Raw genomic sequence first — 12836 nt, 5'->3', positions numbered from 1 at the left:
TGCTTGATAGAAATAAGGGCGCAAGTTAAGGTAAGGACGGCGCCTGCGATAAAGAAAAGCGCCCCGGTCCTGAAATAACTGGACCGGGGCGCTTACCGAAAACTTGCTACTGCTTTATCTCCAACCAGCCCTTGGCCCGTCGCTCGTCGGTGTCGCGCAGCAGGTAGTAGTACACGCCGTCGGGCAGGCCTTTGCCCCGCCAGTCGTTGTGGTAATCTTTGGTTTCATACACGAGCGTGCCCCAGCGGTTGAACACTTGCAGATGGGTAGGTTTGCAGCTGAAGCGGGGCTTGAACGAGTCGTTGAGAGAGTCGCCGTTGGGGGTAATGATGTTAGGAACGATCATGTCGCCGATTTCCACCGGGGCAAAACCCGTTTCCACCACGCAGTTAGCGTAGCGCGCTATCAGCTTCACCTTATAAGAGCCAGGGTGCTCGTAGAGGTGCGCTGGACCAGCTTCAGTGGAGTGCGCAGTGCCGTCGCCAAAATCCCAGTCGTAAGTGCCGCCGGCCAGCACCGGCTCGAACTGGCAATTGAACGGGGCCAAACCAGTGTAGCGCGGATTAGCCGAGCACTCGGGCAGGTTGAGCGGCGCATTAGCCGACGAAGCTGGAACCAGTACCACGGTGCAGGTGGCGGCGTTGGCGCAGCCATTTACCGAGTACGTGTAGCTCAATTGAAAAATACCGCCCCGGTTGTTGGTGCTAGGCGGTGTAAACAAGCCGCCGGCTGAAACTCCCGTACCGCTCCAGGTGCCGCCAGCCGGGGACATGCCGCGCATCTGGAATGCTCTGATTTGGTCGGCGCAAAGAGTGGTATCGGGGCTGGCTTTCACTTGTGGCAATACACTTACGGGCACCGTTTGTGTAATGGAACCGCAGCCGAGCGAGTCGGAGATAGAATACGTTAGGGTGTGGGTGCCGACCCCGGCCGTGAGCGGGTTAAAAGTGTTACCCGATACGCCCGGCCCGCTAAACGTGCCACCAGCAGGAGTCGCCGTCAGGGCAGTAGTGCCCGAGTTGAGACATCTTGACGCAACAGGCGCAAAGGTCATTTGCCGCTCGGGCGTTACGGTCATACGCAAAGGCCGGGAGCTAACGCAGGTGCCGGTAGCCGCCACCGAATACGTCAGAATAGTGACCCCGACCCGGGCCGGTGAAGGCGTAAACTGGTAGCCTCCGCCCGGCAGTGCCGACACGCCCAGTCCCGACCACGTACCCCCGGCCGGCGAACCACCCAATGTAATAGGCCCATTGTTTACGCATACATATCGGTTAGGACCAGGGTCGGCGGTAATGATGCCGAAGTCGATTTTAAACGCGGCGTTGTTGCAATTATCGCTGCGGTTGGTAGTTGAATAAGTGTTGGCGCCCGGTGGCACTGGAAAGCCAGAAGTGCCCCGACAGCCTCCGCACACAGCCTGATACACCACTCCTTTTTTGTCGAAGCGCGACGTGCCGCCGTCGACGTGCTCTCCGCTGCGGCCGCCCCGCTCACCGTAGAACGTGGCGTACTCCAAGGACTGCATGCCGGGCCGGAACTGCGCCAGGTAGAAGTCGGAGCCATCGGTAACCGACTGGATGGCATTGGCCGTGATGGGCAGCCCCGTAGTGCTTCCGTCCTGGTTGACCAAACCTCCCCAGCCACTAATGTAGATTCGCTCGCAGTCATCGACGAGGAAGGCAGTAAGCGAAATATCGGGGAAGAGCGTGCGCCCGCTGCCGATGCGGGTGCTGTAGAAACGGGTGTTGAGCGTAGGATTCAGCTTCTGAATAAACTGCCGGCCATTGGCTACGCCGTAGCAGCCGGCGCTGATAGGCATCTGGCCCTGGGTCTGGCCCAGTAGGTACACGTTGCTGGCCGCGTCAAGCTGCACAAAGAAAGCCTGATCGTAGGCACTGGTACCCACAAACGACGACTGCAGCAGCACGCTGCCCGTGTTGCTCAGGTGAGACACAAACCCATCAACGCCGCCCTGAAAACTGGCTTGTAAGCTTCCCGGAGTGGTAGGAAAATTGCTGCTCAGCGTACCACCGGCTACGTACACTCCACGGGTGGCATCAATTTGCAAGGAATACGCGGCTTCAGCGTTGCTTCCGCCCAGGTAGGTCGACCAGAGCAGGCCGCGCAGGTCGGCCGAGAGCTTCACTACTACGGCATCAAAAGCGCCCCCCTGAAAGCTGGTGCGGTAGCCGTTGGGCGTTGGAAAGTTGGGGCTATTAGTGACGGATGCCACGTAGATGTTGCCATCCCCGTCGGTTACCACGTCGCCCCGGAACTGGTCGCCATAGTTGATGACGGGCGAGCCGGGCAGGCCGTCAAGGGTAGCAGTGCCGCTTAGCCGCGATACTACGCCATCGGTACCGGAGCCGCCCAAAAGGGTGCTGCCGGTGAGTGTGCTGCCGTTGGCCGAGAGTTTAGCAACAAAGATATCGGCGCCGTTGTCGTACAGAAAAGGGTCGAATCCTTCGTCGGGAATAATGCGCGTCCCGCCATTGTGCGAGGTATCGTAGGCCCCGTTGGTAGTAGGAAAGTTCGTGGAGCCCGTAGACCCCATAATGACCAGTTCGCCCTGTGGATTTACCACCATGCTGTGCGGCGCATCCATGCTCCGGCCACCTATGTAAGTGGCATAAAGACGAGCGGCCGAGCCACTTACGGCAGTATTGTACTTGATAATACCAATGTCGGTAGTGCCATTGAACGAGGTGTCGAAGGCGCCGGGGCTGGTTGGGTAGCCCACATCAAACACAACGCCGCCCGAGTACATATTGCCCTGCGCGTCATAGGTGGCCGTAAAGCCCCAGTTGTCGGCCGTAGAACCCGTGAAGGACGAGAAGATAACCGTCGGGTCGATGGTGAGGGCATAGCGGGCGTCGTATTGGCCGGGCCGGAAGCTGACCGTACTGCCTTGTAGTTCAAAGGCGCAGGCCACGGGTACGCGCTGGCCTTTGATGTCTTGCCAAGCCTGGGGAGCCTGCTCGGTTACCTTGCCCACCGAGGTTTCAATGAGCAGGTTACCTTCCGAGGTAAGGGAAAGGCGGCTGGCGCCAGTGTAGCGGAGCCGAATAGCTGCCGGCTTGGCCCCGGGGTTCACCAGGAAGTCGTACTCCAAGTGTTGGCCGGCATTTTCATAAACCACGGCGCCGATGCCACGGTAAAGATTGGTGTAGCGCAGGCGCCGGAAGCCGTGGGCATTGCTGGCCCAGCGCTTGGGGTTGTTGCCCTGGAAATAGTTGTAGGGTGCGGGCGTACCTTCTTCCCCGGTTAAAACTGGGGCGCGGTTGGCACCCTCAAAAGTTACGGAGTAGGCATGGCCGTGCAGCACAGCAGAAGCGGGCGCTTGGGGAATGCCCTCGTCGTGGCCATGGTTTGAGCGATTACGCAGCGCCACCGGGTCAAGAAAGCTGTAGGTGAAACCAGTTAAACCCACAAACAAGCGGCCAGCCGGTAAGGAGGCCGCGTAGCGGGCCGAGCCATCCCATTGGCCCTTGTTTTCAACAAACTCCAGCGAGGCACTTTCCGAAGGCACTTGGCTGGCGGAAGGAGCAGCGGCTGCCAGTAGGCGCGGGGCCGTAAGCAGCAGTAAGCCGGAAAAGAAAAATCGTACTGTAAAAAGGAACATGTATTTGAATTGCTGATTGTTGAATTGCTGATTGTTGGATTGTTGAAGAATTGAAACGAGACCCTGACCCGGTTTTCAGCAATCAACAATTCAACAATCAGCTACCTGAAAGTACAACGAAATTCAAGCTTACTTCTTACGCCGTAAGCAAATCCGGGGCCTTGGGTGGTTACCCATTACCTTTGCTTGTCATTCGCGGCTCCGGAGCCGTATTTATTGCTGCTGTGCGTCGTTCGTTTGCTTTCACTTGCACCTTGCTTGTTATTGGGTGGCTGGTTGCAGCCATTGCTTGCGTGCAGGTACCCGCCTACACGTTCTGGCCCGCGGCTTTCGGGGCTCTTACGCTGCCCGTTGCCCTGCTGCTGAACCTGCTGGCGGTGCCATACTGGCTATTGCGCAACTGGCGGGTGGCGGCGCTGCCGTTGCTGGTGGCCGTGCTGACCTGGCCGCACTTGCAGCGCGGGGTGGCGCTGCACCCGTTGCGGGTGGCACCAACCGCCGATGCGCCGGGGCTGCGGGTGCGGGTGCTGTCGGCCAACGTGCGCATCTTCAATGTGTATCCGCAACTGCGCGACCCTGATTTGGAGTCGTCAAGGAAACTGATTCAATGGATAGCCGACAACCCGGCCGAACTTATTTGTTTACAAGAATTCTACAACGAGCCGCGCACGTCTACCAGCAAGGAAAAGGACGTTTTCAATAGCGTAGAGCGTATTGGGGTGCGTAGCGGCCGGCAAAGCTTTGTGTCACGGAGCCTGACCAACCGCGTGGGGGCCGAATTTGGAATGGCCATCTTCTCGCGCTATCCTATCCTGCGGCGGGGCACCATCAACTTTGGCAAGCTCACGCAGAACCACGCCATGTGGGCCGACCTGCGCCTGCCCAACAACGATACCGTTCGGGTATTCAATTTTCACTTGCAAAGCATGAGCCTCGATGAGCGTGACATCGTGGACAGCTACTCCAGCAAAGCCGGCTTCCGCAACAAAGCCCTCGGCTTGCTACGCCGCTTCAAGCGCGGCATGGTGTCGCGCAGCTGGCAGGTTGATACGCTCACCCGCCGCTTCGACCGGAGCCCGTATCCGCTGCTGCTCTGCGCCGACCTCAACGACCTGCCCTACAGCTACAGCTACGATCAGCTAGCCGACCGTTTTCAGAACGCCTGGGCTACCGTAGGCAACGGCGTTGGCCCAACCTACCATGGCCAGCTACCCTTTATTCGCATCGATAACCAATTCGCCAGCTCCCAATGGCTGGTTGATGATTTTTGGGTGCACTACGAAATTCCCTACTCCGATCATTACCCCACTACCGCCACCTACCGCCTTCAAAAGTGAAGCTGTGGAGAGCAACATTACCTGTTGGCCGTTTCATAAACGCACTCCGCTAATCAGGCCGAAGTGTACGTTGTTTTATACCTCAATTACAGTTTCTAAAACTACCAAATGAACTTTATATACTACTGACAAGAGGTTTTGTGCTTTTAGAGTCGAGTTATAGACTTAGTTGTGTGTGAAATCAGTTGATTTTCTAACGATTCGACCGTTGGAGCGCTTTTCTAACCTGCGCTGTTGCAGTTGATGCTTAAAGCGGAAACTCACGAAATCCGCGCAATCAAATAAAATCCGTTTAAATCCGTGATACTTTTGCCGAATGCTGCCTTCACTCTCGCTTTATAACACGCTTACCCGCCGCAAAGCTGCTTTTGAACCCCTGAACGCGCCTTTCGTGGGCGTCTACCTCTGCGGCCCAACCGTGTACAGCGAGGCGCACGTGGGCAATGCCCGGGGCCCGGTGGTTTTCGATGTACTAACGCGTTACCTGCGGCACTTAGGCTACACAGTCCGCTATGTCCGCAACATCACCGATGTTGGTCACCTGGAAAACGACGCCGACGAAGGGGAAGACAAAATATCGAGAAAAGCCCGGGCGCAGAAGTTGGAGCCCATGCAGGTAGCCGAACAATACGCCAACCTTTACCACCGCCACATGGAGGTGCTCGGCTGCTTGCCACCCGACATCGAGCCCCGCGCCAGCGGCCACATCACCGAGCAAATTCAGATGATTCAGGAAATCCTCGAAAATGGTTTTGCCTACGAGGTGAATGGGTCGGTTTACTTTGATGTGCCCGCCTACAACGCCGCTGGGCGCGGTTACGGTAAGCTGTCCAACCGCGTGGTGGAAGAGCTGCTAGCCGGCTCGCGCGACAACCTGGCCGGGCAGCAGGAAAAGCGCAGCCCCCTGGATTTCGCGCTTTGGAAACGGGCCGATGAGCGTCACCTCATGCGCTGGCCGTCGCCCTGGGGCGAAGGTTTTCCGGGCTGGCACCTGGAGTGCTCGGCCATGAGCCGCAAGTACCTCGGCGCGGAGTTTGATATCCACGGCGGCGGGCTGGATTTGATGTTTCCGCACCACGAGTGCGAAATAGCGCAAAGCCAGGCCTGCGCCCATCCCACCAACGAGGCGCAGGTGTGGATGCACAACAACATGATTACCGTGAACGGGGCCAAGATGAGCAAGTCGCTCGGCAACTTCATCACCATCACCGACTTGTTTGAGGGCCGCAACGCCACGCTGCCACAGGCCTACTCACCCATGACGGTGCGCTTCTTCCTGTTGCAGGCCCACTACCGCAGCACCATCGACATAACCGACGAAGCCCTGCAAGCCGCCCGCAAAGGCTACCGCAAGCTCATGAACGGCCTGCGTCAACTGGAAAAGCTAGCCCTGCCCGAAGGCACCGAGCGGGCCGCCGACACCGAAAAAACGGACGTGGAGCTGCGCAAGCTGGTAACGGACACCTTCATCGGCCTGAACGACGATCTGAACACGGCCCGCGCCATTGCCGGCTTGTTTAACCTGCTGCGCAAGTTTAATGGCTATGCCGCCAACCTAGCCACGCTGGCCCAAGTAAGCGAGGCTGCCCTGAGCGAAGCCATAACGGTCTACCGCACGTTGGTTGTAGATGTGTTAGGCCTCGTAGATGAGCCCCGCGCTAACGCCGAGCAGCTGCTGAATCTGACCTTGAACTTCTATTCCGAAGCCAAAGCCGCCAAGGCTTACGATAAGGTAGACGAAATCAGAGCCGCGCTCAAGGGCCAGGGTATCGTTATTAAAGATACCAAAGCCGGCGTCGAGTGGGCGTATAGTGAAGAGTAATGCAGCAGAAGCTTTAGCTTGTACCGCCAACTGTTGACTTTGCCAACGGTTGGCGGTACAAGTTTCGGCGAGTGTCTCGTTGAACAAGCGGAACTGTGCCCAACCAATACTTGTCGTTCACTTCAGCAACAACCCACTGAGCTAACGCTTCGTGGTACATCGTCTAACGAGGCGCGGAGTGGGAGCCACACGCCACTGCCTTACCTGTCTTTTCTTCGCATGAAACTCTTCCGTTTTGCTCCCGTCGTGCTGGCGGCTTTGCTGCTCACTGGCTGCTTCGACAACAAAAAAAGCACCACCGAAACTGCTTCGCCGGAGCAGGAAAAGCTACCTGCTGCCCCGGCCTTCAACGCCGACTCGGCCTATACCTACGTGGCCAAGCAAGTGGCTTTTGGTCCGCGGGTACCTAATTCGGCGGCGCACGTCAAGACCGGCGACTGGGTTATCGGCAAGTTCAAGCGCTACGGCCTGACGGTGCGCGAGCAGCCTTTCGAGGCGATGGCGTTTGATGGCAAGATGCTACGCAGCCGCAACATCATCGCGCAGTTTCAACCGCAAGCCGCCCGCCGCGTCACCGTCTTCACGCACTGGGACACACGCCCCTTCGCCGACAAAGACAAGGAAAAGAAGAACGCCCCTTTCGATGGTGCCTCCGACGGGGCTAGCGGAGTGGGTATAGCTCTGGAAATGGCCCGCATCCTGGCCGCCCAACCCGACAGCCTCACGCCGGCCGTGGGTGTCGACTTCATCTTGTTTGATTCCGAAGACTACGGTTACGATTCCAGCACGCAGTTCAACATCACCAACAAGCTGGCCAACCAAGAGGCGCAAGGTGGTTCGAGCTGGTGCTTGGGCTCGCAGTATTGGGCCAAGAACCTGATGCCGGCCAACTACAAATCCGAGTACGGCATCTTGCTTGATATGGTGGGGGCCAAAAACGGCAAGTTCAGCCGCGAAGATACGTCTCGCCAAAAAGCCCGCGACGTGGTAGATAAAGTTTGGAACGTGGCGGCCCAAATCGGTTACTCCGATTTCTTCTTGTTCCAGGATAGCCCCGGCATCACCGACGACCACGTTTTCACCAATAACGCGGGCGTGCGCACCATCGACATCATCGACCACCTGCCCGTCGGCGACGACTACTTCCCTGCTTACCACCACACCACCCAAGACAACCTGGCCAACATCGACAAACGTACACTGAAGGCAGTAGGCCAGGTGGTGTTGCAGACGATTTACGGCGAGTAGGTTCTTCGTGAAAAGGGAAGCCCGTTGTGATGATTCTAGCCAACCCCACGCCAAGGAAGGAAGTGGAGGAAGCTATGAAAAATGAATGGGATATGCTGGCGTACGTGCGCCAACAGCTAGCTGTGGGGGCCACGCTCGTAGAGTTTCGCTACGTCACGCCGGGGCTAACCGGGCCCGGCGGCCGCCCCGGCCGTGTAGCCAACGACAAAGGCACTGAATACGAAATAGGCCCCGACTTTCTGACGGGTGTCATTCCTGCCGTACGCGAGAATTATATTTCCTACTCCATCGACAACTGGAGTGGAGTGCTTGGCTTCGGCACCGAGCTGCGCCCCACGCCCACCAGCTATTTTATCAACGGTGAAGAAGTACCCGTCATCAATCTTACCCCCAATGGCCCCGTGCAACTGATCAGCCTGGACCTTAGGCCCGCTGACCCGCCACCACCCAAACCCGACGAAGAGGAATAGCCGCCAACCCACTCTATTGTTGACTGGAAAGCCGTAGTTTGCTAGTGCTTATCTCTATCCCTTTATGACTAAGGCTTCCTTCGATGGCACCTTGCACCTGCCTTCGCTGAATTTGCAGCTGCCAATTCAGCAAAGCCATTATCGGTGGCAGCAGCACCAGGACCATCGCGGCCGTCCCCGCAGTAAAGTGCGTTTCGGCTCGTTGCAAATCGAGGTGCTGGCTACCCAAGCGCAACTCACAGAACTCTCAGAACTAGCTGCTAATTCGTACGCCGTACTCGACGGCCACGCCGCCTACACCCACGCCGACGGCCAAGGTACATTCGTAACGGTCTGGTTCCGGCAGGCCCGCCTGCACCACTTCACCGAGCATTTCGACGCTACTGGTACCCGCGGCTCCGAGCCAAGTTGGGTGGTGCAGTTTGCTTTGGCACCGGAGGAAATGGGCCGCGAAAGTGGCACGTCCGGCGAGTTTGTGATGCCCGCACCCAGGGAGCATGGAAAGCCGGTGGCTGTTAGTAGAGTTGTCCCCAAACTTTTAGGCCAACTTGGTAGCGAGGCAGGAGATGCAGCTAAATCGGCTTCACAGACAGCGAGAGGATCTGTTTTTCCTGGTCCGCAGCGTTACAATAACTGTGGAGTACAATGTTGTCAACAGATTGTTCGTCAGGTGACAGGTATTAATTACGAAGAAGAGGAATTACTTGAAAAGGCCATTGCCAAGCCTGGTTGTTATGCATATGATGATAACATGGGGCCCTTTCACGGTTTAACGTCTGATGAGTCTATGCGAGATTTCCTGAATGTTCAGGGAATCCCTGCAACTGTATTCAAAACACCGACAAGGGTTAGTGTGGATGACAGGGCTGCAGGCAAAACTTTGAAGGAGTTCCAGATTACTAGTTTGACAAAAAAATTAACAGAAGCTTTAAAGGAGAATAAGGGGGTAATTGCCGCTGTAGACTCAGGCCAGCTTTGGCATAATTCGCCGACCGGAGATGGCCATGCAGTTTTGATTACTACAGGGTTGTTTGATGAAGAGGGACAATTAACTCATGTGCTACTTAATGACACAGCTGTTGCAAACATAGAGCACCAGCAAAATCGTCGTTTGTCTACCACAGAAATTCTATCAGCATTTACAGAGTTCAGAGATCTTGCTGGTAGAAATAACTCTTCTCTAATTATCACTAATGCGCCTATTTGGACGTGATTGGTAAAACTGATTTTCTTATATGACAGATTATTGGCTTGAAGAGGCGCTTGAAGATGCATTTGATGCTGTGCCTGCACATTTGCTATCTCCTCCTCGCATAAACACAGCAACTCTTACTACTTGTGTTATACCTCAAGTAATGGAAGAGCGCCAATACGTAGTAGTAGCCTATTGTGCTCGGGGGGGTGGTCGGGAGGGAGTGATACAAATGGTGTATCCACCTTTCGCAATTGTGCGTGTCTGCTATCCAGACAAGACGTACCAATGGGAGGATGTAACCTCTGAGACTCTGAACTTATCAGGGCTACCTCTTGACGAACAGCGTCGACCATACCTGGGAGAGTTGGAAAACTCGAAAGATTTTGGGACTCGGGGACGAAACGCTACTATCGAACTTTATAACCAGCTTGTTTCGCAGGTAATAGAACAAGAATGGTTGATAAAGTCGCATCACCCCACTGCTGAAGAGCAGGCTATAGCACGACAACTTCAAGATTGTGTTCGGCTTCTGTATATCAAACCATTGCTACCCTATTACCAGCACGTAGGGCGTGACTTCCTAGCTTGGATGGCCCACGCGGCACAGTAACCGTTGTTTGCGCGTGCATAAAGGAGGTGCAGGCTACCTACATATACGTCAGCTGTGCCCCTGCCTCGTGCACCGTCAGGCGTGCCTCACGTCCGCAAATCAGGGCCATATTCTGCGGCTCGTGCCCTACCGGGAAGTTGTGGGCAACCGGGAAGTTGTATTTGTTGGCGTAGTGCTGAATGATTTCGTTGGGCGTTTGGCCGTAAGGCACGGTGTTGTCCTGCGGGTTGGTGAAGTGGCCGACGAGCAGGCCCGCTAGATGACGCAGCTTGCCCGTGCGGTCGAGGTGCACCATCATCCGGTCGATGGAATAAAGATACTCGTCAATGTCTTCGAGGAAGAGGATGCGGCCGGCGGTGGGCACGTCGGAGTCGGTGCCGGTAAGGGTTTGGAGCAAACTCAGGTTGCCCCCGATTAGTTCGCCGGTGGCAGTGCCAGGGCGGTTGAGCGGATGTGGCGCCACCTCATACACAACCGGTTCGCCGAATAGCGCCCGGCGCAAACTTTCCAACGCTGCTTCCCCCCCTGGCTGGTGAAAGAGTAGCGGCATCACGCCATGAATGCTTTGATGGCCTAGCGCTAGCAAGTGGCAATTGAGGGCGGTAATGTCGGAGAAACCAGCTATCCATTTCGGGTCTTGGAGGAAGCGCGAAAAATCCAGCGAGTCGATGATGCGGGTGGTGCCGTAGCCGCCGCGGGCACTGAGGATAGCGCGGATGTTGGGGTTGTCGAGCTGTTGCTGCAAGTCGCGGCGGCGTAACTCGTCGTCGCCGCCGAATTGGTAATGCGTTACGTTGGTGCTTTCGCCTAGCACCACGCGCAGGCCCCAACTTTCGAGCACCGCCACGGCGGCGGCCAGTTCTTCGTGCGAGGCTTTACGGGCGGGACATACAACGGCAACTTGGTCGCCAGGACGGAGTGGCGCGGGGGCAGTGGTAGGCATACAGCGACTGATTCGGGAGGTGGCAAACTTAACGCTTGGCGAGATAAGTCCTTTAGATATTCTGCCCATTATGCTACTGCCGAAAAGGAACTCCGTAGACGCTGAAACCGCCAGTCAAGCGGCGCTTAACTGGCGGTTTCAGCGTCACGCATGAGGCTGTTCAATGCAGGCCATGTCATTCCGACATTCCGCGCCTCAAGCGGCGAGAGGAAGCTGGCTTACTTCGTTGAACAAGTTGATTCAGCTTCCTCTCGCCGCTTGAGGCGCGGAATGTCGGAATGACATGGCCTGCATTGCAGGTACTTGGTTTTTTTGAGTGCTGTGGGTGAATGATTCCGCTTACTTCAGCTTGGCTGCCAGCAGTTCCAGGGCCAGCTTCCACTGCTCACCTTCGCGCTGCCAAACGCGCAGGTAATGTCCTCGCTGCTGCTGAAAATCCAAATAGCCTAGGGTGTACCCCAACTCTCCCGAAGGAGCTACCGCCGTCTGAAAAGGCCGAAAAGCTACCGCCTGCGTTGATTCAGTGGCCAGGCGTTGCGCGGCAGGACCTACATACGGCACGGCTTCTTCGCGCAACAGGCGCAACTCGCTGCCTGACTTGGGCAGCACGGGTGCGTAAGCCTGCTGCAAACTGGTTTGCGCCCGCGCTGCAAAAGCTGTCTCGGTCTGCTGCAAAGCGTTGCGTAGAGCAACCGTATCAGCTAAAACCTGGAGCTTGGCCGGAAAAGTTTTGGGGTGAATGATTTCCGAGGCACTCGCAGGGGTGGCGTAGCTGATACCACCATCATATAGTACTTGCCAGGCACCAGCCGTATCCTTCTGCCACAGCGTTACAAAGTTGCCGTAGCCAACCGGCGGCTCGGCAGCGGTATTCGGATGAAATTCGGCCGGCCCTGTGGTCACGCCCCAATTGCCGCTGGCGGCTACGCGGGCGTAGGTGGGCCGCCAGGTCAGGCGGCCGGGCCGCTCCGATTGGGTTGCGTAAAATGGCCCGCCGCGCACGAATTTGTCTTCGCGGAATAAGTAAGCATCGGCCAGGAATTTACTGAAAGCATCCTTAACACTGTGCTGCCCGCCATAGGCTGCAAAGATGCGTTCTGCTTGTATGAGCGTGTGGTAATCGGTTGCTACGGTTTCCGAGCCAACAATTTGCGAGCCAGCAAGAGGCAGAACGCTACAAGTAACTGATAGCCATAAGACGGGCGAAAACCGAGAATGAAAGGGCATGATGAAATATAAAAATAGAAAGTCGGTTGAATATTACTTAAAAACTGGCTTCCATAAAAGAAGGTCTATCTAAATCAGCTGTGAATCCCTTTTGGGCTTGTTTTAAGCACATATTTAGAGCATTAAGTATAAACAAGGAGGCGTGATTAATTGCTTTTTAACGCCACTGCTTGTTTAAATTATTAGGAGTATGTAGAAACAGCTAAGCTCACTGGTGGAGACGCAAATGGAACCGCCGGGTACACTTGTAAGAAAACCCACCGACAAGCATACTGTTTTGCGAGTTAATCTTTCTAAGTGCGCGCTAGGGTCAAGGAATCAGCCCGTTGGTCGACTTTAACGCAGCACACTCTACCACT

General features: G+C 56.1%; 8 protein-coding genes. 5 read left to right on the top strand and 3 right to left on the bottom strand.

The window, feature by feature from the left end:
- Nucleotides 1-106: 106 nt before the first annotated feature.
- The gene (locus VF639_RS15440) at nt 107-3625 is read right to left on the bottom strand and encodes a DUF7948 domain-containing protein (protein WP_331146821.1); all 3519 of its coding nucleotides are present in this window, start codon (nt 3623-3625) and stop codon (nt 107-109) included.
- Nucleotides 3626-3807: 182 nt separating this feature from the next.
- Between VF639_RS15440 and VF639_RS15435 the strand changes: the two genes are divergently transcribed.
- From VF639_RS15435 to tssD, 5 genes are all read left to right on the top strand, one after another.
- A complete protein-coding gene (locus VF639_RS15435; RefSeq protein WP_331146820.1) occupies nt 3808-4962 on the top strand; it encodes an endonuclease/exonuclease/phosphatase family protein in 1155 nt (384 codons plus the stop codon).
- A 316-nt stretch (nt 4963-5278) separates the two neighbouring features.
- Nucleotides 5279-6784 carry a cysteine--tRNA ligase gene (cysS, locus tag VF639_RS15430; RefSeq protein WP_331146819.1) on the top strand — a complete coding sequence of 502 codons (1506 nt, stop codon included), beginning with the start codon at nt 5279-5281 and terminating at the stop codon, nt 6782-6784.
- A 219-nt stretch (nt 6785-7003) separates the two neighbouring features.
- A complete protein-coding gene (locus VF639_RS15425) occupies nt 7004-8032 on the top strand; it encodes a M28 family peptidase (protein ID WP_331146818.1) in 1029 nt (342 codons plus the stop codon).
- Nucleotides 8033-8106: 74 nt separating this feature from the next.
- Nucleotides 8107-8502 carry a hypothetical protein gene (locus VF639_RS15420; RefSeq protein ID WP_331146817.1) on the top strand — a complete coding sequence of 132 codons (396 nt, stop codon included), beginning with the start codon at nt 8107-8109 and terminating at the stop codon, nt 8500-8502.
- 64 nt (nt 8503-8566) lie between these two features.
- On the top strand, nt 8567-9715 hold the full coding sequence (tssD, locus tag VF639_RS15415) for a type VI secretion system tube protein TssD (RefSeq protein WP_331146816.1): 1149 nt from the start codon (nt 8567-8569) through the stop codon (nt 9713-9715).
- 629 nt (nt 9716-10344) lie between these two features.
- On the opposite strand, the gene VF639_RS15410 is transcribed toward tssD, so the two are convergent.
- A complete protein-coding gene (locus tag VF639_RS15410) occupies nt 10345-11250 on the bottom strand; it encodes a S66 peptidase family protein (protein WP_331146815.1) in 906 nt (301 codons plus the stop codon).
- A gap of 339 nt (nt 11251-11589) precedes the next feature.
- A complete protein-coding gene (locus VF639_RS15405) occupies nt 11590-12477 on the bottom strand; it encodes a hypothetical protein (RefSeq protein ID WP_331146814.1) in 888 nt (295 codons plus the stop codon).
- Nucleotides 12478-12836 lie beyond the last annotated feature (359 nt).

The sequence above is a fragment of the Hymenobacter sp. genome, from assembly GCF_036387835.1.
GTDB lineage: Bacteria > Bacteroidota > Bacteroidia > Cytophagales > Hymenobacteraceae > Hymenobacter.
The sequence above is the reverse complement of the archived record's forward strand: the minus strand, read 5'-3'. Positions and strand labels throughout refer to the sequence as shown.

Coding starts and splice junctions, on each gene's coding strand:
- VF639_RS15440 (WP_331146821.1), bottom strand. CDS start 3,625: ATGTTCCTTTTTACAGTACGATTTTTCTTTTCCGGCTTACTGCTGCTT.
- cysS (WP_331146819.1), top strand. CDS start 5,279: ATGCTGCCTTCACTCTCGCTTTATAACACGCTTACCCGCCGCAAAGCT.
- VF639_RS15425 (WP_331146818.1), top strand. CDS start 7,004: ATGAAACTCTTCCGTTTTGCTCCCGTCGTGCTGGCGGCTTTGCTGCTC.
- VF639_RS15420 (WP_331146817.1), top strand. CDS start 8,107: ATGAAAAATGAATGGGATATGCTGGCGTACGTGCGCCAACAGCTAGCT.
- tssD (WP_331146816.1), top strand. CDS start 8,567: ATGACTAAGGCTTCCTTCGATGGCACCTTGCACCTGCCTTCGCTGAAT.
- VF639_RS15410 (WP_331146815.1), bottom strand. CDS start 11,250: ATGCCTACCACTGCCCCCGCGCCACTCCGTCCTGGCGACCAAGTTGCC.
- VF639_RS15405 (WP_331146814.1), bottom strand. CDS start 12,477: ATGCCCTTTCATTCTCGGTTTTCGCCCGTCTTATGGCTATCAGTTACT.